The organism is Aquabacter sp. L1I39, assembly GCF_017742835.1.
Taxonomy (GTDB): Bacteria; Pseudomonadota; Alphaproteobacteria; order Rhizobiales; family Xanthobacteraceae; genus L1I39.
Map to the genome: position 1 here is coordinate 182,028 of NZ_CP072392.1, position 19,431 is coordinate 201,458.

Sequence of the window (19,431 nt, forward strand, 5' to 3'; positions counted from 1 at the left end):
TGTCCCCTTCAAAGAGCCGGCGCACCATGGGCCGGACCGTCGCACGGACCGTCGACCATCACGTGGATTCGTCCGCGGGAGCATCGCTCGATCCGGGCCTCCACATGGAAGGCCGCCTGCATCATTTTGGCGGAAATGACCTCGGCCGCGCTGCCGCAGCCCAGCATCCGCCCCCCCGCCATTACCAATGCATGGCTGGCGAAGCGCAGGGCGAGGTTCACATCGTGCAGCGAGACAACCACGATGACGCCGCGCCCTCGGGCCAGATCGCGCAGGACGCCGAGGACCTCCAGTTGGCGATGGAGATCCAGAGCACTCGTCGGCTCGTCCATGAGGAGCACGCGTGGCCTCCTCACCAGGGACTGGGCAATGGAGACCATCTGCCGCTGCCCGCCGCTCAGCTCGTCGAGCCCACGACCCGCAAGGTCGGTGAGGCCGAGCCGGTCGAGCGTGGCGTCCACTTGCACGAGGGTCTCGGACGCGACGCGCCAGGCGGCATCGCGCTTGGCGGCAAGCAGGACGGATTCATAGACCGAGAGCCCGACGGGCGCGGCATGATCCTGAGGCAGGTAACCCACCTCGTGCGGCCCTGCCCCGGTGAGCGCAACCTGGCCGGGGCCCGTCAGCAGGCCGGCCAGGCGCTTGAGCAAAGTGGACTTTCCCGCACCGTTCGGACCCAGGAGGGCGATCACGTCGCCGCCCGCGAAGGCCGGGGTCGTCACGTCCGCCACCACAGGGCGCCGCCCATAGGAGACGCCCACCTCCACCAGCTTGAGGCTGAGCGGTCCGTTCATGGCCGGCGCCTCGCATCGCGCACGATGAGGATCACGAAGAAGGGAACGCCGATGACCGCCGTCACGATGCCGACGGGCAAGAGCGTGCCGGGTGCGATGGTCTTGCTGAGAACGGAGCTGGCGGACAAAAGCACCGCCCCACACAAGGCGGACGCCGGCAGGAAAAAGCGCTGGTCCTCGCCGATGAGGAGGCGGGCCATATGGGGACCGATCAGCCCCACGAAGCCGATCGTGCCCACGAACGCCACCGGCACCGAGGCCAGCACCGCCACCAGCGCCATGGTCTCCAGCTTGAGGCGACGCACAGGGACGCCGAGGCTCGCCGCCCGCTCCTCCCCGAGCCGCAAGGTGGTGAGCGACCAGGCCCGGCGCATGAAGACGGGCAGCACCAGCGCCAGGACCGCCGCGCAGATGCCGAGCTTCGGCCAGGTCACGCGAGCAAGGCTTCCCATGGTCCAAAAGACCACCGCTGCGACCGCCTGCTCGGAGGCGAGGAACTGCACCAGGGTGAGACAGGCGTTGAAGGAGAAAACCAACGCAATGCCGAGAAGAACGATCCGCTCGGTGGTGGCGCCGCGCTGGAGGCTGAACACATGGATGATGCCGGCCGCAACAAGCGCCATCACCAGCGCGTTCAGGGGGACCATGTAGTCCACCAGAGTGGGCACAATGGCGAAGCCGAAGGCGAGCGCCAGCGAGGCGCCGAAGCCCGCGGCGGCGGAAATGCCGAGGGTGAAGGGTGAGGCGAGGGGATTGGCGAGGATGGTTTGCATCTGCGCCCCCGCCACGGCCAGCGCGGCGCCCACCACCACCGCCATCAAGGCCGTGGGCATCCGAATGGTCCACAGGATGGCGCGCACGTCCGGCGCCGCGGGATCGGATGCCCAGAGGGCGTAGACCACCTGGCCGAGGGAATAGCGGGCCGGCCCGAGAGCCAGGTCCAGCAGCACCGCCGCGAACAGCAATACAGCCAGCAGCGCGACCACGGCCAGTTTTCGGCGGACATTGCGGCGATAGGCGCCCGCGGCCGCCGAAACCGCGGGGCGCGCCTGCTGAGGCGCCTTGAGGAGGGGCGCAGCGCGGTTCACGCTCTCACCGCCTGGCCACCAACGGCGATGATCTCTTCCTCGCTCATGCCCCGGCGCCAGTGGGAGAAGGCCACGATCTGGCCCACCGGCAGCTTCACCGCATCACGAAGGAAGTGCCGGATGGCGCGGAAGTCGTGGAATTCGCAGCCCACCCAGACGAAGAGTCCATCAAGGCCCGCACCCCAGTCGAGTGCCCGCACCGCCTCGCAGAGCGGCGTCTCGTCCACCGCCTGCGGCCCCGCCCGCAGAATCCATCGGACCTCCACCCCCTCGGGCCCCTTCAGAGGCTGCACCTCCCCCGCATCGCCCACCAGGATCAGGGCCTGGCCGCGCGTGGCGGGAGCGGCCTCCTCCAGGATCCGCGCGATGCCGGGCAATCCGGTCTCGTCGCCCACCAGCAGCACACGGGGCGTCGGCTTCGGGCCATGGGCGGCCGGGCCGACCGCGCCCACCAGATCCCCCGGCCGTGCTCGGCGCAGCCAGGCGGCGCCAGGTCCCGCAAGGCCGTGGTCGTAAATGTCGATCCACAACCGGCCCTCGGCCACGTCCACATGGCGCACCGTATAGACGCGGGACTCGAGCCTCTGCCCCCCCCTCGGCCAGACGATGAGGCCGGCATCGTCCAGCGCCGGCCATATCGGCGTGAGCACGCCCTCCGGCTGGAACAGCAGGCGCACATGGATCTGATCGGGCGTGTCGAACCGGGTCAGGTCCTCACCCGCCAGAATGACGCGGCGCATGCGCGGCGTCAGGGGGCGGATCTCCTCCACTGTGAGAATGCGCAGGTCCGGGGGAAAGGTCGGCCCCACCTCGTCGCCGACCCAGGCGATGGATAAATCCTCGCTCTTGGCTACGAAGCCGATGAGGCCGGTGATCGCATAGCGCACCCGGTTCAGCTCCGCCGCGCTGGACGCCGAAATCTCGATGGCGAGCCGCTGCGGCCCCGGCACCAACCGAGCGGTGCCGAAGGGCGACACCGCCACATAGCCCGCAGCGCTGGGAGTGACGGGCATGTCATGGGCGGTGAGTGAATCCAGGATGTCGCCGAGGAAGTCCTCAATGCGGGGAAAGGAGATGGTGGTGTGGGCGGCTAGCATGGCGGGCCTCATAAGGTCTTTTTGTCGGGGCCCATGAGAGTGTCGGGGCCCATGAGATCGGCCCACACGGGCATGGCGATCGGAACGGCCAGGAAGCGCTCATTGAGCGCGCGCAGGGTTTGCCCCGGGTCGAGCGCCCGGCAGGCCTGCGGGTGCAGCCAGGCGGCGACGCGCTCCACGAACAGTCGGTTGAGGGGGCGAATGGCAACCAGCCCCGTCCACACGCCGGCGACCCGGTTTGCCTCCACCGCCGCCAACAGATCCAGCCCCGGCCGCGCCACCAGCTTGCGCAAGCCGGCGCGGGCTTCATCGAGCGGCAGGCCGGGCGCGATGGCCGGGCGCGTGCCGCGCGCGAATGCGCCGCCGGAGGCGATGTAGAGGTCCGGCTGCTCCACCACGAGCTGCTCCACATGGAGCTTCTGGAACCAGGGCGCTGTCACTGCATCCAGGCTGCGCCCGCCGGCCTGGGCCAGAAGCGCGCCCCAGACCTCCCGACCGGCGGCCCAGCAACATTCCTCATAGGTGGACTGGAGCTCGAGATAGACCTTTCGCTGGGGCTGCCCCGCGAGGCAGGCCTGCACTTGCGCCATGCCCGAGGCGATAAAGGCGATCAGCGCCTCGGCGCGCGCCTCCTCGCCCAGCACGCGTCCCCACATGCGCAGCAGTGCCGGCAGGTCGTCTCCGCCGCCGCGGCCGGCATTGCTGCTGGTGTCGCTGAACAGGACAGGAAGGCCCCAGGCGGACAACTGGGCCGAGACGTCTGCGTTCGCGCCCTCCACTTGCCGGGTGGTGACGATCAGGTCCGGCCTCAGTGCGATGATGGCTTCCGCCGAGATGCTGCCCGGCGCCATGCTGCCGAGGATGGGAACGTCCCGCCCGGCGGCCGCCTTGAGCGCGGCGAGGAGGGCGTCGCTGTCCAGCCCGTCGAGCCCCGCCCAGCCCGCCACCCGCTCCATGGGCGCGCGGACAAAAAGGGCCATGCTCACCGCATCACGGGCATCCAGGAGGACGATGCGCTCCGGCGCCCGCTTGAGGGCCACCGCGCGGCCGGCCATGTCGGTGACCGCGATCTCCGCCGCGCCCGTCCGCAGCAGGGGCAGGCCGGACAGGGCGCCGCCAAGCACCGCCCTGCGGGTGAGGCCGGCGCTCACCATGTCTTGCGCAGGCCCGCCAGGAAGGTGCGGCCGGTGCCGTACTGGCAATAGATGTCGTAGGTGCAGCTTGTATAGTAGGTGGTGTCGAACAGGTTGCGGATATCGAGTGTCGCAGTTGCGCCCTGCATTTGACCGGAAAGCCGGGAAAGATCGTAGCGCAGCGACAGGTCCACCAGCGTGAATCCGTCCACCTTGATGTCGTTGGTATCGTCGGCATAGCTCGGACCGATCATGCGCACGCCCGCCCCGGTGGTGAGGCCGGTCAAAGGCCCCTGCGTGAACTTGTAGTTGAGCCAAAGCGAGCCGAAATAGTTGGGCACCGCCTGAGGATGCTTGCCCACCGTGTCGGCAAGGTTGGATTTGGTGATCTCGGTATCGAGGAAAGTCAGGGCGCCGATCAGCTCCAGGGTGTCGGTGACATTGCCCCTCGCCTCGAACTCAAGGCCGCGTGAGCGGATCTCGCCCGTCTGGACGGAAAAGCCGAGGACCGGCCCGGGGGTGAGCACGTTCTCCTGCCGGATGTCGAAGGCGGCAACGGTAAAGAGGGCGTTCATGAAGGTGGGCTGGTACTTGAGGCCGACTTCCACCTGCTCCGCCTGTGTGGGCAGGAAGGCTTGGCCGGAGGCATCGACGCCGACCACCGGCTCGAACGATGTGGAATAGCTCGCATAAGGCGCAAGGCCATTCTCGAACAGGTAAAGCAGCGCCGCCCGGTAGGTGGCCGCCGAGGCGGACTGGGTCGAGGTGGAATTGTTCGCGAGGTGGTTCTGCGTGGATTGCGAGGTCCAGTCCTGGCGCACGCCGAGCACCGCCCGCCAATTGCCAAGAGAGATTTGGTCCTGGAGATAGATCCCGGTCTGCTGCAGATCCTGCGTGTTGTCGATGAGCGTCATGAAAGGGCCGACGCTCACCCCGTAGACCGGAAACATGACGTTGAGGCTCGGGGCGACGGCATATTGATAGGTCCAGTCGCTGGAGAACCATTGATAGTCGAACCCGGCCACCACCTTGTGGCTCATTGGGCCGGTGGCGAAGGTGAACACCGCGCTATTGTCGGTGGCGACGCCGCCGGCTTGCTCGGTGGAGATCAGGGCCTGCCGGGGCAAGACGCCGTCCGACGTCATGGGTCCGGACATCTGGATGCCGCGCAGCTCGCTGGACACGTCCGAATAGCGGGTGTTGGAGCGGATCTGGAGCCACTCATTGACCCGATGCTCGAACGAATAGCCGATGCCCGCCTGCTCACGGCTATATTTGTCGAAGTCGGGGTCGCCCACATTGAAGGTGGGGCTCAGGAAGCTGCGATACTGTGGCGGCGACAGGAAGGTGGGATAGACGGAATTGAAGTATCCCCCGTCCGGATCGTTCTCATAGAAGGCGCGCACGGTGAAGCGCGTGTCCGCATTGGGTTGCCAGGTGATGGCTGGCGCCACGCCGACGCGCGATTCCTTCACGTCCTCATACGGGGTGCCGGAAATGCGGCCGATGGCCGAGAGGCTGTATTGCCAGATGCCCTGCTCGTCGAAGGCGCCCTGGGTGGTCAGCCCCCCCTGCATGCGCCCGTAAGAGCCCACCTCCATGCGCATCTCGTTATAGGGCGTGGCGCTAGGGTCGCGGCTGACCATGTTGACGAGGCCCCCCGGGCTCACCTGGCCGTAAAGCACGGCGGAGGGGCCTTTCAGCACGTCGATCCGCTCCAGCAGGAAGGGATCGATCTGGAACTGACCGAAGGCCTGTGCGCGGGGCAGCTTCAGCCCGTCGAGGAAGCCGACAAAGGTGCTGGCCGTGCCGAAGCCGCCGAAGCCGCGAATGAAGAGGCTGTCGAACCGCGTGTTGGCGTCCGGCATGAACACACCGGCCGTATATTCCATCGCATCCCCTACGGTCTGCGGGTTCTGGTCGTCGAGTTGCTTGCGCGTGATGACATCCACCGACTGCGGCGTCTGGAGGATGGGCGTGTCAGTCTTTGTGGAGGCGGAATCACGCCGGGCGACGATGGTCTCGTTGGACGCCCGCTCGCCGTCGCTCTCCACCACGATGGCATCGAGGGGAATGGCCGTCTGAGCCTGCGCCAAACCAGTAATGAAACCAACAGAACTTATAGTCATTCCAAATAGAGCAATGTTCCTGCCGCGCTTTCGCATTGTAATGCTCTGCCTTGCTGTTCCGCGCTCAATCTGAAATCCCCGATAACAGAAACGGGACGATACCGTCCAGTTAAATTCACCCCTGTCTGGCGCTGGACAGGCCGCTTGTGGCGAATTGGCAACGGAACGATGGCGTTTGGTTCTTGCATTAGATTGTATTTCTTCTAAATAGTTGCACGGTGCAGGCAGTAGCCGGGGGCAGGAGTGATGAAGAGCGGTCGGGTCCAGACTTCGGTATCCAGAACACCCCCAGCCCCCGCTTCTCCCACAGCGTCATCGTCCGCCGCCCGGGTGCGACCCAGAGGCGGGCGGCCGACCAAGCAGGCCGCCGAGGAATTGGGACAGTTCATTCTCGACACGTCCGCGCGCCTCTTTTCCGAGCAGGGATTTGCCGCCACCACCATGGAGCAGGTGGCTGCCACCTGCGGGGCCGGCAAGGACACGCTTTATCGCCGCTATCCGTCCAAAGCGGCGCTGTTCACCGCGCTGATGGAGCAGCTGCGCGCGCGCGTGGTGGAGGAGATCGACTCGGCCATGGCGACGGAGGGGCCGCCGCTGGAGCGTCTGCGCGCCTATGCCCGCCAATTGCTTGCGATCAATCTGCGGCCCGAGCTGATGGCGCTGAACCGCGTGGCACTGGCCGAGGCGGTTCCCGCCGGGGGCGTTCGGGCGCCCGCCATGGCGGACGATCCGCTGATGATCCGCTTTGCCGACCTGGTGCGCGCGGCCCAGAGGGAAGGGCATTTGGCCGATGGAGACGCCCTCTTCCTGGCCGACCAGCTTCTCTACGCCACCTCCATCAAGCCCATGATCCGCTCGATGCTGGGGGACGCGCAGTTTTCCGACCCGGCAGAGCAAGAGCGGTATTTCGCGCAAGCCTGGGACCTTGCACTCTCCGGCATGGCGGCAAGCGCATCCACAGCGGGACGCCGCAGCAGGTAATGCATGCCTGGCGCGCCAGTGACCGAACGAGAAGCAGCGCTTGAACCTGGAGCAGGGCGTCGCGGCGGCGACGACGCCCTGCTCTGCTGTCCTGGCAAGGATGGCGTCATGGGTGTTCGGCGCGGCGGCGGCCGCCTTCGGCCGCCCGGCACCGCCACCCGTACCGTCCGTCGTTCAAAGAGCGGCCGTTGAACGCTTGGCCGCCTCACTGAGAATGGCGCGGAAAGCGCCCGCGGCCGTGTCCGGGTCGGGTTCCGGCGTGTTGCACTCCACCATGTAGGTGAGCTTGCCGAGCGGCGGCAGGCCAGCCTCCGGAGGGATTTCTTCGAGAACGGTCTTCTTGAAGCTCTGGCCGATGGCCATCACGCCGAGGCCGCAGCGCGCGGCAGCCAGTATGCCCAAAAGGTTGCTGCATTCCCCCATATCGGTCCACGCCCGCCCGCTCGATGTGAGCGCCTCCTCGGCCAAGGCGCGGGTCAGGCTTGGCTTGATATAGGAGACCAGAGGAACAGGGTCGGACGGCTTCAGCTGCAATGTCCTGTGCCCCAGCCAGACCAATTGCTCCTGCCACAGCGTCGCCCCTTCCGCGCCCCCGTGGCTCTTGCCCAGGATGACGTCCACTTCGTGGGACCGCAGCACGTCATGGAGATGCTCGTTGCGGCCGGTGATGAACTTCAGGCCGAAGTCGGGGAATTGCGTGCGGAAAATGCCCAGCACTTCCGGCAGGCGCGTCCTGGCGAACTCGTCTTCTATGCCGACCCGGAGAATCCCCTTAATTCCCGGCCGCGCCAGCAGGCTTCGCGCCTCATTGGACAGCGCCAGGATAGACCGCGCATAGATCAACATCGCCTCCCCATCCGGTGTCAGGCTGACCTTGCGCGTGGTGCGAAACACCAGCCGCCGGTTGAGGCGTTTTTCCAGGCGCGCAATCCGCTGGCTTACTGTTGATTGGGAAGCGCCCACCTCCACGGCCGCGAGACTGAAGCTTCGTTTCGTCGCCACGGCGTCAAATGCCCGCAACTCATCCGTATCGATGAGATTGCCCTGATCCCGCATGATTGCTGCCCAGCCTGCTGTTGCTCTTGCCCTTATGCCCGCGAGTGACGGGCACATCCAGGCATGCGATTGATTTCAGGGGATATATCTGGAAATCCGATTAATATAGCGCGCTACAAATGGAGCCCAAATCATAACACCTCATTCACCGTGCAAACAATACTTTGACTTAGAGCACAATCATCGCGCCCGACCTTCGATCATTAATTTGAATCAGTTGGAAGACTGGCGAAAACAAAACCGGACTTGCCACAGGGCTCGACGGCACACCCCCGGGAATGCGCGCATCGATAACTGGCCGCCTCTTTGTAACGCCGTCTACCGCGAGCTGGAACGTAGCGGAAGGTCGGCACAGGCGCAAATTTTCCGCGCGTCGACATAAGACGCGACCATGATACCTCCTAATATTAACGCATATGTTCACGACAAACGAAACTACAAATCAAACATAATAAATAAACTTCATTTATTCGATGCGGTTATTGCACCGCTTAAGGTTCCGATTATTTATTCAGATTCCCAATAATTACTCACTTCGAGGCTGTTTTAGCTGGCGTGGCATTGGGGCTTTCTGTTACCAATAAGGCGATCTCGCAGATCGAGCCGGCAGCGCCCGCGCAGCATTGCCGAAGGTTCGCGCGCGTCGAGGATTCTCCCATGCATTTCACGCCCCGAGAAATCGACAAGCTCCTCATCTACACGCTCGCCCAAGTGGCTCAGAGGCGTAAGGATCAGGGGCTGAAGCTCAACCATCCCGAGACGGTTTCCCTCATCTCCGTCGCTGCGCTTGACGGCGCCCGCGCGGGCAAGACCGTTGAAGAGGTTATGGAATTGGCCAGCAAGGCGATCACGCGCGACGACGTTATGGACGGCGTCGCCGAGATGATTCCCTACGTGCAGGTGGAGGCGGTGTTCACCGACGGAAGCCGGCTCGTCACCGTACACGATCCCATCAAGTAACCGGATGAGGGGCGTCGTCAGATGAGCGATCAAAGCAAGAAAACTCCTGTGGGAGGACTTGTCCTTGGCAAGGGCGACATTGAATTCAATGCCGGCTATCCCACGACAACACTGAAAGTGCGCAATACCGGAGACCGGCCCATCCAGGTCGGTTCCCATTTCCACTTCTTTGAGGTGAATGCCGCCCTGGCATTCGACCGGGAGCAGGCATTCGGCAAGCGGCTGAACATTCCCGCGACCACCGCTCTGCGCTTCGAGCCCGGCGACGAGAAAGAAGTGGTTCTCGTGCCCTATCAAGGAAAGCAGCGCGTTCTTGGCTTCAATGGCCTCGTCAATGGCTGGGTCGGCGACGAGAACTATGACGATTACCGTCCGCGCCTGACCGATGCACTGGAGCGCGCCAAGCGCTACGGGTTCAAAAGCAAGTCGTGATGGCCACCTTTATTCAGGCTGCGGAGCTCTGAGATGCCAAAGATCTCGAGACAACAATATTCCGACCTTTTTGGACCCACGACGGGCGACAAGATCCGGCTCGGAGATACCGATCTTTATATCGAGATCGAGAAGGACTTGCGCGTCTACGGCGAAGAGGCCGTCTATGGTGGCGGCAAGACGCTGCGCGACGGCATGGGCTATGATAACGAGCTCACCAGCGCAGCGGGCGCGCCCGATCTCGTCATCACCAATGTCACCATCCTCGACGCGGTCCAGGGTGTCATCAAGGCGGATGTGGGCATCAAGAACGGCCTGGTCTGCGCCATCGGCAAGGCCGGAAATCCCTCCACCATGTCCGGCGTCACGCCGGGCCTGGCACTCGGGCCCGGAACGGATGCCATTTCCGGTGAGCATCTCATCTTGACGGCGGGCGGCATCGACGCTCACGTTCACTATATCTCGCCCCAGCAGGCGCAGGCCGCGCTCTCCAACGGCGTCACCACCGTCTTTGGCGGCGGCATCGGACCGAGCGACGGCACCAACGGCACCACCATCACGCCGGGCACCTGGAACATCGAAATGATGCTCCGCTCCTTCGATGCCTGGCCCGTCAATGCTGGCGTGCTCGGCAAGGGCAATGGCTCGGCGCCGGTGCCCATCGAGGAGCAGATCCGCGCCGGCGCCATGGGGCTGAAGATCCACGAGGATTGGGGCAGCACCCCGGCCGCCATCCGCAACGCCCTGACGGTGGCCGATAATTTCGACGTGCAGGTGTGCATCCACACCGACACGCTGAACGAGGCGGGCTTCGTGGAAAACACGATCGCCGCCTTCGAGGGACGCACGATCCACACCTACCACACCGAGGGCGCCGGCGGCGGGCATGCGCCGGACATCATCCGGGTGGCGGGGCTGTACAACGTCATTCCCAGCTCCACCAATCCGACCTTGCCCTATGGGATCAACTCCCAGGCCGAATTGTTCGACATGACGATGATCTGTCACAATCTCAGCCCGAAGATCCCCACCGATGTCGCCTTCGCCGAGAGCCGCGTGCGCGCGGAGACTATCGCGGCGGAGAACGTGCTGCACGATCTCGGCGCCATCTCCATCCTGTCCAGCGACAGCCAGGCCATGGGGCGCATCGGCGAGAACTGGACCCGCACCATCCAGACCGCCGACCTGATGAAGCAGCGGCGTGGCGCCTATGCGGGCGATCGCTCGGGCAATGACAATGAGCGCGTGCTGCGGTTCGTGGCGAAAGTCACCATCAACCCCGCCATCGCGCAGGGCGTGGCCCATGTGATCGGCTCGGTCGAGGTGGGCAAGATGGCCGACCTCGTCCTGTGGGAGCCTGCTTTCTTCGGAGCCAAGCCGAAGATGGTCATCAAGGGCGGCATGATCTCCTGGGCGCTGATGGGCGATCCCAACGCCTCCCTGCCCACGCCCCAGCCGGTGATCTACCGGCCCATGTTCGGCGCCATGGGATCGGCTTTGCCCAAGACCCGCGTGACCTTCACCTCCCACGCCGCCTGCGAGGCGGGCATCGTGGAGCGCTACGAGCTGAAGTCGCAGGTGGTGCCGGTCTATGGCACGCGCACCATCACCAAGACCTCCATGGTGCGCAATACCGCCATGCCCGTCATCGAGGTGAACCCGGAAACCTTCGCCGTCACGGTGGATGGCACGCACGCCACCATCGAGCCGGCCACGCGCCTTCCGCTCGGCCAGCTCTATTTCTTCAGCTGAGCCGGCAACGCAGTGGGGAGGGCGCGCCCTCCCCATCAACAGGGTGGCATTGTCCCATGCACGCGATCGACATCCTGTGGGTTGGGCTCGGAGGCGGCATCGGCTCCCTGCTGCGCTGGCAGGTGGGACGGCTGGTGGAGCAGCGCTTCCGCACGTCCTTCAAGGTCGGCACCTTCCTGGTGAATGTCTCGGGCGCCTTCGTGATCGCCTACCTGTCCGCGTCGCTGGCGCTGGGCTGGGAGCATCGTTTTGGCGGCGTCATGTCGTCCAAGGTCCTGACCGGCGTGCTCGGCGGATACACCACCTTCAGCACTATGCAGCTGGATGCTGTGCAGATGGCTGGGGCGCGCCGACGGAGACTGGCCCTCGCCTATCTGGCGACGTCCGTGGGGGGAGGCCTCCTGGCCGCTGCCGCCGGCGTTGCCCTGGCGCGGGCATAGGAGGCTGGCCATGTCGCCACTGCCCGTCATCATCGTCTTCGTCGGGGGCGGCCTCGGCGCCATCGCCCGCGAGGGCGCCATCCTGCTTGTGGGGCGCTACAGCACGGCATTTCCCGTGGACATCTTCGCGGCGAATAGTCTCGCGTGTCTTCTGCTTGGCCTGATCTCGGGCCTGCACCAGAAGGGACGCGTGTCCGAGCATGTCACGCTTCTGATTTCCACAGGCTTTTGCGGCGGGATGTCGACCTTTTCGACGTTCATTTTCGGAGCCTATTCTGAACTGAACACGCCGAGTCACGTGGCTCTGTCCGTCCTATACATCCTCTTCAGCCTTGTGGTCGGCTATTGCGCGACTTTGACTGGCCTAACTCTGGCAACGAAAGTGCGTGGCACTTGAGACAAGCGCCTGGGAGACTCACATGATCCTGGTCGAGACGACGCTCGGCAATCTTCGCGATCCGCTCTGGCAGGAGCGGTCGCGAAACGCAAAGGTGGATCCGCTCACCCTGGAGCAGTGGGAAGCGCCCAAGAACCGGCTGCGCAAGGAGAGTGAGGGCGGCATCGAGCTGGCCATCTCGCTGCCGCGCTCCCAGCACCTGCATGACGGCGACGTGCTGCATTTCGACGAAGCCGCAGGGGTTATCGTCGTCGCCCGTGTGGCCTTGAAGGATGTGCTCGTTATCGAGCTGGAAGGCATCGAGAAGCTCTCGCCGGCGGAAATCGTGCGCACCTGCTTCGAGCTCGGCCATGGGCTCGGCAACCAGCATTGGCCGGCGGTCATCAAGGGTTCAACCGTCTATGTGCCGCTGTCCGTGGACCAGAAGGTCATGGCCTCGGTCATGCGCACCCATGCGTTCGAGCATGTGAAGACGCGCTTTGCACCCGGCGAGGAGATCGCCGCCAAGCTCGATGCCCGCGAGGTGCGCCTGCTCTTCGCCGGGGCCGACGCCACGCCGCATCATCATCACGGAAATGGGGCGCATGGACATGATCATGCCCATACCGACGGCCACGGTCATTCCCACGCGCATGACCACCCTCACGATCATCACCACGACCACAGCCACCCGCACGACCACGCCAACGCGGTGGTGAAGCCATGACGGAGGCCGGCAGGACGGGGGGCACGAGCCCCTCCGGCATGGTGCATCTGGCGCGCCTGCTGCAATTCTCGGATTCCACGCTGCCGATCGGTTCCTTCGCCTTCTCCAACGGCTTGGAATCCGCGCTGCAGACGGGCGTGGTCACCGATCCGGAGAGCCTGCTTGCCTATGTGGACCTGATCCTGCGGCAGACGGCGCGGATGGACGGCATCGCGCTCCTCCATGCCCACCGCGCCGCGCGGGCGGGCGACTATGAGGCCATTCTCGTGGCCGACAGCGAGCTGTTCTGCCGCCGCGTGGGCGAAGAGCAGCAGATGATGCTGACCCGCGTCGGCAAGAAGCTCGCCGAGCTGGTGCTGAAGATCATGCCTTCGCCGCTTCTGGCGCGGTGGCTGGAGGACATCAGGGCCGGCGCCACGCCGGGCTGCCTGCCGGTCGGCCAGGCCATCGCCCTCGCTCACATGGAGGTGGACGAGGCGGAGGCCTTCGTCATGCACCAATATGGCGTCGCCTCCATGATCCTGAGCGCGGCGCTGCGCCTGATGCGCATCGACCATCTGGACACCCAGCGCATCCTCTTCACCGCACAAAGCCGGGTCGATGGCGACTACCAGGCGGTGCGCGACCTCTCGCTCGATGAGATGGCGTCCTTCGCCCCCGTCTTCGACGTCCTCGTCGCCCATCACACCACCACCCATGTCCGCCTGTTCATGAACTGAGCGCGGCACGGGCGAGGGAGGCAATCCATGAAGAAAATCACCCGCATCGGCATTGGTGGTCCCGTCGGATCGGGCAAGACCGCCGTCATCGAAACCATCACGCCACGGCTGATCGACCTCGGCATCAAGCCGCTCATCATCACCAATGACGTGGTGACCACGGAGGATGCCAAGCAGGTCCGCCGCACCCTCAACGGCATCCTGGTGGAAGAGAAGATCGTGGGCGTCGAGACCGGCGCCTGCCCCCACACGGCCGTGCGCGAAGACCCCTCCATGAACATCGCCGCGGTGGAGGAGCTGGAAGAGAAATACCCCGACAGCGACGTGATCCTGATCGAGTCCGGCGGCGACAACCTGACCTTGACCTTCAGCCCCGCTTTGGCGGACTTCTACATCTATGTGATCGACGTGGCGGCGGGCGACAAGATCCCGCGCAAGAACGGGGCGGGCGTCTGCCAGTCGGACATCCTCGTCATCAACAAGAAGGACCTCGCCCCCTATGTGGGCGCGAGCCTTGAGGTGATGGACCGCGACTCGAGGCTGATGCGCGGCAAGAAGCCGTTCCTCTTCACCAATTGCAAGACGGGCGAGGGCATTGACGACCTCATCCGCCTTATCCTCGACATGGCGTTGTTCGACGTGAAGACCACGCCTGCGACGAGCGCGGTGGCCTGACGCCATGGCGCTCCACGCGCAACTCGGCCTCCTTGATGCGGCGCGCGAAGTCCGGGACTTCCAGGACGAGCCGGCGCAGATGCGCGCGGCTGCGCCGGGCAAGGTCGGCGAGCTGCGCCTTGGCTTTGGCATGCGCGGCGGCCGGTCCGTCCTGCATGACCTCTACCGGGTGGCGCCCCTGCTGGTGCAGCGGGCACTCTACTGGGACGAGGCCATGCCGGACCTGCCCATCTGCTCCATCATCTCGGTGGGCGGCGGCATCCTGCAGGGCGACCGCTACAAGATCGACATCTGCGTGGGCGAAGAGGCATGCGCCCATGTGACCACCCAGAGCGCCAACCGCATCCACCTGATGGATGCCAATTATGCCTCCCAGCACCAGACCCTCACGCTCGAAGCCGGCGCCTATCTGGAATATCTGCCCGACTTCACCATCCCCTACCGGGATTCCCGCTTCATCAACCAGACCGACATCGTCATCGCTGAGGACGCCACGCTCCTTTATGGCGAGATGGTTCTGGCCGGGCGCAAGCATCATCACGAGAGCGAGCGGTTCGGCCTCGACCTGCTCTCGGTGGCCGTCGCGGTGCGCCGGCCGGGCGGGCGCAAGCTGTTCGCGGAAAAGATCCTGATCGAGAAGGGCGATGGGTCGGTGGACCTGCCGGCGGTCATGCGCGGCTACGACGCCTTCGCGAACATCCTCTGCCTCACTCCGCCCCCCATCGCTGCCCGCATCAAGGGGCGGTTCGGCACCCATTTCCCGGCCGAGGCGCCCCGCGCCATTTCCGGCGTGTCCCGCCTGCCGAATGACGCCGGCCTGATGCTGCGCGCGGTGGGCATGGAGACCTACGACGTGCGCCGCGAGGTGCGCCGCTTCTGGCAGATCGTCCGCGAGGAAGCCCGCGGCCAGACCCTGCCGCAGGACTTCCTCTGGCGTTGACCAAGGACCGCAGCCATGGCCGCACATAAAAACAACTTCCTGATCGAAGCCCTGAAGGGAACGAGCCAGGTCTTCTTCATGGAGAACCCGATCACGGGGGCCCTGTTCTTCGTCGCGATGGCCTATGCCTCCTATGCGTCCGGCAACTGGACCACCACCATCGGAGCGGCGCTCGGTGTTTGTGTCGCCACCCTGACGGCTCGGCTGCTGGATTGCGACGAGCCATCGGTGGCCGCCGGCCTGTTCGGCTTCAACGGCGTCCTGGTGGGCGCGGCGCTGCCGACCTTCATTGCCGCCGCTCCGCAGCTTTGGGCCTATGTGATCGTGGGCGCCGCGGCGAGCACCGTCATCACCGCCGCCTGCAGCGCGACACTCACCGCCAAGTGGGGCATTCCCGGCTCCACCGGCCCCTTCGTGCTGACCGGCTGGCTGATGGTCGCCGGGGCCTATTCCTTCGGCGGCCTTCATGTCACCGGCGACGCGCCGAAGCTGGCCACCGACTATGTGCAGGGCGTCGTCTTCCTGCCCCAGCCGATGGAACTGGTTCAGATCTTCTTTTGCAATATCGGCCAGGTCTATCTGCTGGGAAACGAGATTTCCGGCGCCATCATCCTGCTCGGGATCTTCATCGCCTCCGTTCCCGCCGGCATCGCCGCCGCCGCCGGCTCTCTGGTCGCCATGGCGGTCGCCATCGGCATGGGGGCGGATCCAGCTGTGGTCAGCCAGGGTCTCTATGGCTTCAGCCCCGTGCTCACGGCGCTGGCGGTGGGCGTCATCTTCCTGAAGCCGTCGCCAAGGGTGACGCTCTATGCACTGCTGGCCACCATCACCACCGTCTTCGTGCAGGGCGCCCTGGACGTGATCGTCGCCCCCTCCGGCATTCCCTCGTTCACCGCGCCCTATGTCCTGACCATGTATCTGTTCATCGCGCCGAAGAAGCTCATGGCGCCCCACCCCCACCAGCCGGTGGAGGGCCACATGATCGGACACGACCATCCCACATCGGCCCCGACTCGCACGGCGGCCTGACCCTCGGCATGCCTTCGCGGCGCACCGAGGCGGCATGGCCCTGCCCCCGCCGGCGCCCATGGGGCAGGCAGCACGAAGCGATCCCCCAGAGTTCATAGACGCAGCCACGAAAGGCGAAATGAGATGCAAGCCATCAATGCAGGCGATACCGCCTTCATCCTCCTGTGTACCGCCCTGGTGTGCATGATGACCCCGGCTCTGGCGCTGTTCTATGGCGGCCTCGTCAAGCAGCGGGACATGATCTCGATCATGATCCAGAACTTCGTCTGTATGGGCGTTGTCGGCCTGATCTGGGTGTTCGGCGGCTTCAGCCTGGCGTTCGGCCCGGACATGGGTGGCGTCATCGGCAATATCGCGCCCTATTTCGGCATGTACCATGTGGGCATTCAGCCCAACCCCGCCTATGGGCCGAACATCCCGTTCATCATGGTCTTCGCCTACCAGATGATGTTCGCCATCATCACACCGGCCTTGATGACCGGTGCCTTTGTCGGGCGTTTCCGCTTCGGGGCCTATCTCTTCTTCATCGCGCTGTGGACCATCCTGGTCTATCTGCCAGCTGCCCATTGGATCTGGGGCGGCGGCTTCCTCGCCAAGCTGGGCGTCGTGGACTTTGCCGGCGGCATCGTCATCCACACCGCCGCCGGCTTCTCCGCCCTGGTGACGGCGGCCTATCTCGGCAAGCGCAAGCTCGCGCCGGGCGAGAGCGAGTCGGAGCCCGCCAGCCTGCCTTTGGTGGCGCTGGGCGCCGGCCTTCTGTGGTTCGGCTGGTTCGGCTTCAATGCGGGCGGCGCCTATGCGGCGGATGCGCTGGCTGCCTATGCCTTCACCAACACCATGCTGGCGGGCTCCATCGCCATGCTCGTTTGGATGTTCTGGGAATGGCGCGAGAACGGGCGTCCTTCCTTCTCGGGGGTCCTGGTGGGCGCGGTGGCCGGCCTTGCCACCATCACCCCGGCCTCGGGCTATGTGGAACCCATGTCCGCCCTTCTGATCGGGGCCGTGGGCGCGACGGTGTGCTACCATGCCAAGCATGTCCAGGCTTGGCTCAAGATCGACGATTCCCTTGAGGTCTGGCGGGCGCATGGCGTCGGCGGCCTGACCGGAGCGCTGCTCATCGGCGTGCTGGCCAGTTCTCACATCAACCAGGTGTCGGCTGGTCTTCACCAGCTGGGCGTGCAGGTTCTGGCCGTGGTTCTCGTCGCCGCCTATGCCAGTCTCGTCACCTTCGTCCTGCTGAAGATCCTCGACGGGCTCGGCATCCTGCGGGTGTCCGAAACGATCCAGGTGGAAGGCCTCGACACCCCGCTCTACGGCGAGCGGGCCATCAATTTCTGGAACATGGATCGCGGCAATCCCAAGTGATGTCCGGCGGGGCCGTGCGATGGCCGCGCGGACCTCTCCCCATTGGCCGAAGGCCTGGGCGCGGATGTCCTCACCACGCCTGCCCCCCTTCCGGCTGCGACGCGTTGCAGGAGGGGCCCCATGGACGTGACGCTCGCCATCTTCATCCTGGTCTATGTGGCCATGGGCGTCGGCCATCTGCCGGGTTTCCGGCTGGACCGGACGGGCGCCGCCACGGTAGGGGCGATGGTGCTCATCGCAGCCGGCCAGATTTCGCCGGCCGCGGCCTGGGACGCGGTGGATTATCGCGTCATCGGCTTGCTGTTCGGCCTCATGACGGTTTCCGCAGCCTTCGCAGTGGCCGGCTTCTATGACTTCGTCGCCGGAAAAATCGGCGGACTGAATGTCGGACCCAAGGGGCTTCTGGCCATCCTGATCGCTGTGTCCGGTGTGATGGCCGCGCTCTTGAACAAGGATGTCGTCGCGGTGGCGATGACGCCCATCTTCTGCGCCATATGCATCGCGCGCCGGCTCAACCCGCTACCCTTCCTGCTCGGCCTGTGCTTCGCCGCCAATTTCGCCTCGGCGGCAACCCTCCTCGGCAGCCCGCAGAACATGATCGTCGCGGAGACGCTGCAGCTCTCCTTCCTGGGCTTCATGGCGGCCGCGGCCCCGCCAGCCGTGCTCAGCCTGCCGGTGGTGTGGAGCGTGATCGCGCTATGCTATCGAGGCCGATGGGCACTGACAGACACGGCGCAGCCCCCAGCGGTTCCGCAGGCCGCCTTCATCCCTGCTCCCCTTGATCGCGTCGAGGCGCTGAAAGCGGGGCTGGTGGCAGTGGCCGTGGTCTCGGCCTTCATCTTCACCGACGTGCCGCACATGCTGATCGCGCTGGCGGGCGCGAGCGTTCTCCTGGTCAGCCGGCGGATGGAGTCGAAAAGCCTCCTGCATCACGTGGACGGCGACCTATTGGTGCTGCTGTTCGGCCTGTTCGTGGTTAATGCCGCGCTCACGGCCACTGGGCTGCCCGAGCAGGTCCTCGCCGGCCTGCGCAGCATTGGGGTCGACCTACACGACCCACAGTCCATGCTCATCGCCATGGCGGTGCTCAGCAACATCGTAGGCAACAATCCGGCGGTGATGCTCGCGGCACCGTTCATCGGCGGCACTTCCCATCCGGAGGCGCTCGGTGCGGCCATTGCGCTCGGCACGGGCTTTTCTTCCAGCGCAGTGATCTTCGGCAGCCTGGTCGGCATCATCGTGGCCGAGGAATGCCGCAAGCGGGGCATCGCGCTCTCCTTCGCGGAGTTCGCGCGCGCCGGCGTTCCGGCCTCCCTCCTCTGCCTGCTGATGGCCGCAGCTTGGATCCACCATCTGGGCTAGAGCGCGATCCCCATCAGATTGAATCAATCTGATGGGTGAATCGCCCTCTAACCCATTGATAGAGAATGCGTGATGCGATCAGATGGCGATGCCATCTGATCGGCGCATGCTCTAAGGACCGGGCCTGCGCCTGAGGATCGAGGAGAGCAACGCGAGGCGGAGAGGCGCCGGAAACCAAGTGCTGCCCGGCTTTTGTCTCCTGTTCGTGCTGGTTCGGCCGTGGCCTTTTCCTCTGGAGCCCGCAGGACGCTTTTTGGGCGGGTGCGGGGCTGGGGGAGAAGCAGAGGGGAGGCGGATCGGCCCCCTTCTCGCGCGCGAGTTCTGTGTGTCGGACACGAAAAACCCCCGGTGCTCTTTCGAGCATCGGGGGTTTTGT

Annotated in this window: 19 protein-coding genes; 13 read left to right on the forward strand and 6 right to left on the reverse strand. The window is 65.1% G+C overall.

Annotated features, from left to right (window positions below; all coding sequences use genetic code 11):
• Nucleotides 1-8: 8 nt before the first annotated feature.
• Genes J5J86_RS00825 through J5J86_RS00845 form a run of 5 tightly spaced genes read right to left on the reverse strand, consistent with a single transcriptional unit; the run spans nt 9 to nt 6,208 of the window.
• Nucleotides 9-794 (reverse strand): ABC transporter ATP-binding protein, encoded by a 786-nt coding sequence (locus tag J5J86_RS00825; protein WP_209103027.1) that lies wholly within the window; start codon nt 792-794, stop codon nt 9-11.
• The gene (locus J5J86_RS00830) at nt 791-1,882 is read right to left on the reverse strand and encodes a FecCD family ABC transporter permease (protein WP_209103028.1); all 1,092 of its coding nucleotides are present in this window, start codon (nt 1,880-1,882) and stop codon (nt 791-793) included. Before J5J86_RS00830 ends, J5J86_RS00825 begins: the two co-directional genes overlap by 4 nt.
• Nucleotides 1,879-2,979, reverse strand: a complete 1,101-nt coding sequence (locus J5J86_RS00835) for a siderophore-interacting protein (protein WP_209103029.1) — start codon at nt 2,977-2,979, stop codon at nt 1,879-1,881. Before J5J86_RS00835 ends, J5J86_RS00830 begins: the two co-directional genes overlap by 4 nt.
• An 8-nt stretch (nt 2,980-2,987) precedes the next feature.
• Nucleotides 2,988-4,133: an ABC transporter substrate-binding protein gene (locus tag J5J86_RS00840; RefSeq protein WP_209103030.1), complete on the reverse strand. Its 1,146-nt coding sequence runs from the start codon at nt 4,131-4,133 to the stop codon at nt 2,988-2,990.
• On the reverse strand, nt 4,127-6,208 hold the full coding sequence (locus J5J86_RS00845; RefSeq protein WP_247657848.1) for a TonB-dependent siderophore receptor: 2,082 nt from the start codon (nt 6,206-6,208) through the stop codon (nt 4,127-4,129). Before J5J86_RS00845 ends, J5J86_RS00840 begins: the two co-directional genes overlap by 7 nt.
• Nucleotides 6,209-6,616: 408 nt before the next feature.
• On the opposite strand from J5J86_RS00845, the gene J5J86_RS00850 reads away from it, so the two are divergent.
• On the forward strand, nt 6,617-7,222 hold the full coding sequence (locus J5J86_RS00850) for a TetR/AcrR family transcriptional regulator (protein ID WP_247657850.1): 606 nt from the start codon (nt 6,617-6,619) through the stop codon (nt 7,220-7,222).
• Nucleotides 7,223-7,396: 174 nt separating this feature from the next.
• Here the strand turns inward: J5J86_RS00850 and J5J86_RS00855 are convergent, their stop codons facing one another.
• On the reverse strand, nt 7,397-8,278 hold the full coding sequence (locus J5J86_RS00855; RefSeq protein WP_209103033.1) for a LysR family transcriptional regulator: 882 nt from the start codon (nt 8,276-8,278) through the stop codon (nt 7,397-7,399).
• A gap of 657 nt (nt 8,279-8,935) precedes the next feature.
• Here J5J86_RS00855 and J5J86_RS00860 point away from each other — a divergent pair.
• The 12 genes from J5J86_RS00860 (at nt 8,936) to J5J86_RS00915 (ending at nt 19,055) form a co-directional block, all read left to right on the forward strand.
• Nucleotides 8,936-9,238: an urease subunit gamma gene (locus tag J5J86_RS00860; protein ID WP_209103034.1), complete on the forward strand. Its 303-nt coding sequence runs from the start codon at nt 8,936-8,938 to the stop codon at nt 9,236-9,238.
• Nucleotides 9,239-9,259: 21 nt separating this feature from the next.
• Nucleotides 9,260-9,670, forward strand: coding sequence for an urease subunit beta (locus tag J5J86_RS00865; protein WP_209103035.1), 411 nt, complete (start codon nt 9,260-9,262; stop codon nt 9,668-9,670).
• Nucleotides 9,671-9,703: 33 nt separating this feature from the next.
• A complete protein-coding gene (locus J5J86_RS00870; protein ID WP_209103036.1) occupies nt 9,704-11,422 on the forward strand; it encodes an urease subunit alpha in 1,719 nt (572 codons plus the stop codon).
• A 56-nt stretch (nt 11,423-11,478) separates the two neighbouring features.
• Nucleotides 11,479-11,862 (forward strand): fluoride efflux transporter FluC, encoded by a 384-nt coding sequence (locus tag J5J86_RS00875; protein ID WP_209103037.1) that lies wholly within the window; start codon nt 11,479-11,481, stop codon nt 11,860-11,862.
• 10 nt (nt 11,863-11,872) lie between these two features.
• Nucleotides 11,873-12,259 (forward strand): CrcB family protein, encoded by a 387-nt coding sequence (locus J5J86_RS00880; RefSeq protein ID WP_209103038.1) that lies wholly within the window; start codon nt 11,873-11,875, stop codon nt 12,257-12,259.
• A gap of 22 nt (nt 12,260-12,281) precedes the next feature.
• Nucleotides 12,282-12,965 (forward strand): urease accessory protein UreE, encoded by a 684-nt coding sequence (gene ureE / locus J5J86_RS00885; protein WP_209103039.1) that lies wholly within the window; start codon nt 12,282-12,284, stop codon nt 12,963-12,965.
• 38 nt (nt 12,966-13,003) lie between these two features.
• Nucleotides 13,004-13,684: an urease accessory protein UreF gene (locus J5J86_RS00890; RefSeq protein WP_209105159.1), complete on the forward strand. Its 681-nt coding sequence runs from the start codon at nt 13,004-13,006 to the stop codon at nt 13,682-13,684.
• Nucleotides 13,685-13,711: 27 nt separating this feature from the next.
• Nucleotides 13,712-14,359: an urease accessory protein UreG gene (gene ureG / locus J5J86_RS00895; RefSeq protein WP_209103040.1), complete on the forward strand. Its 648-nt coding sequence runs from the start codon at nt 13,712-13,714 to the stop codon at nt 14,357-14,359.
• Between the two features lie 4 nt (nt 14,360-14,363).
• Complete coding sequence (locus J5J86_RS00900) at nt 14,364-15,299, forward strand: urease accessory protein UreD (RefSeq protein ID WP_209103041.1); 936 nt, start codon at nt 14,364-14,366, stop codon at nt 15,297-15,299.
• Between the two features lie 15 nt (nt 15,300-15,314).
• Entirely contained in the window at nt 15,315-16,328 is a 1,014-nt protein-coding gene (yut, locus tag J5J86_RS00905) for an urea transporter (protein ID WP_209103042.1), read from the forward strand.
• Between the two features lie 123 nt (nt 16,329-16,451).
• Nucleotides 16,452-17,693 carry an ammonium transporter gene (locus J5J86_RS00910; protein WP_209103043.1) on the forward strand — a complete coding sequence of 414 codons (1,242 nt, stop codon included), beginning with the start codon at nt 16,452-16,454 and terminating at the stop codon, nt 17,691-17,693.
• 120 nt (nt 17,694-17,813) lie between these two features.
• Nucleotides 17,814-19,055 (forward strand): SLC13 family permease, encoded by a 1,242-nt coding sequence (locus tag J5J86_RS00915; protein WP_209103044.1) that lies wholly within the window; start codon nt 17,814-17,816, stop codon nt 19,053-19,055.
• The last annotated feature ends 376 nt before the right edge of the window (nt 19,056-19,431 follow it).

Excerpts from the sequence above, each read along its gene's own strand:
- J5J86_RS00840 (WP_209103030.1), bottom strand. The coding sequence starts at position 4,133 with ATGGTGAGCGCCGGCCTCACCCGCAGGGCGGTGCTTGGCGGCGCCCTG.
- J5J86_RS00910 (WP_209103043.1), top strand. The coding sequence starts at position 16,452 with ATGCAAGCCATCAATGCAGGCGATACCGCCTTCATCCTCCTGTGTACC.
- J5J86_RS00915 (WP_209103044.1), top strand. The coding sequence starts at position 17,814 with ATGGACGTGACGCTCGCCATCTTCATCCTGGTCTATGTGGCCATGGGC.
- J5J86_RS00900 (WP_209103041.1), top strand. The coding sequence starts at position 14,364 with ATGGCGCTCCACGCGCAACTCGGCCTCCTTGATGCGGCGCGCGAAGTC.
- J5J86_RS00890 (WP_209105159.1), top strand. The coding sequence starts at position 13,004 with ATGGTGCATCTGGCGCGCCTGCTGCAATTCTCGGATTCCACGCTGCCG.
- yut (WP_209103042.1), top strand. The coding sequence starts at position 15,315 with ATGGCCGCACATAAAAACAACTTCCTGATCGAAGCCCTGAAGGGAACG.
- J5J86_RS00835 (WP_209103029.1), bottom strand. The coding sequence starts at position 2,979 with ATGCTAGCCGCCCACACCACCATCTCCTTTCCCCGCATTGAGGACTTC.
- J5J86_RS00855 (WP_209103033.1), bottom strand. The coding sequence starts at position 8,278 with ATGCGGGATCAGGGCAATCTCATCGATACGGATGAGTTGCGGGCATTT.
- ureG (WP_209103040.1), top strand. The coding sequence starts at position 13,712 with ATGAAGAAAATCACCCGCATCGGCATTGGTGGTCCCGTCGGATCGGGC.
- J5J86_RS00870 (WP_209103036.1), top strand. The coding sequence starts at position 9,704 with ATGCCAAAGATCTCGAGACAACAATATTCCGACCTTTTTGGACCCACG.
- J5J86_RS00880 (WP_209103038.1), top strand. The coding sequence starts at position 11,873 with ATGTCGCCACTGCCCGTCATCATCGTCTTCGTCGGGGGCGGCCTCGGC.
- J5J86_RS00825 (WP_209103027.1), bottom strand. The coding sequence starts at position 794 with ATGAACGGACCGCTCAGCCTCAAGCTGGTGGAGGTGGGCGTCTCCTAT.
- J5J86_RS00875 (WP_209103037.1), top strand. The coding sequence starts at position 11,479 with ATGCACGCGATCGACATCCTGTGGGTTGGGCTCGGAGGCGGCATCGGC.
- J5J86_RS00860 (WP_209103034.1), top strand. The coding sequence starts at position 8,936 with ATGCATTTCACGCCCCGAGAAATCGACAAGCTCCTCATCTACACGCTC.
- ureE (WP_209103039.1), top strand. The coding sequence starts at position 12,282 with ATGATCCTGGTCGAGACGACGCTCGGCAATCTTCGCGATCCGCTCTGG.
- J5J86_RS00865 (WP_209103035.1), top strand. The coding sequence starts at position 9,260 with ATGAGCGATCAAAGCAAGAAAACTCCTGTGGGAGGACTTGTCCTTGGC.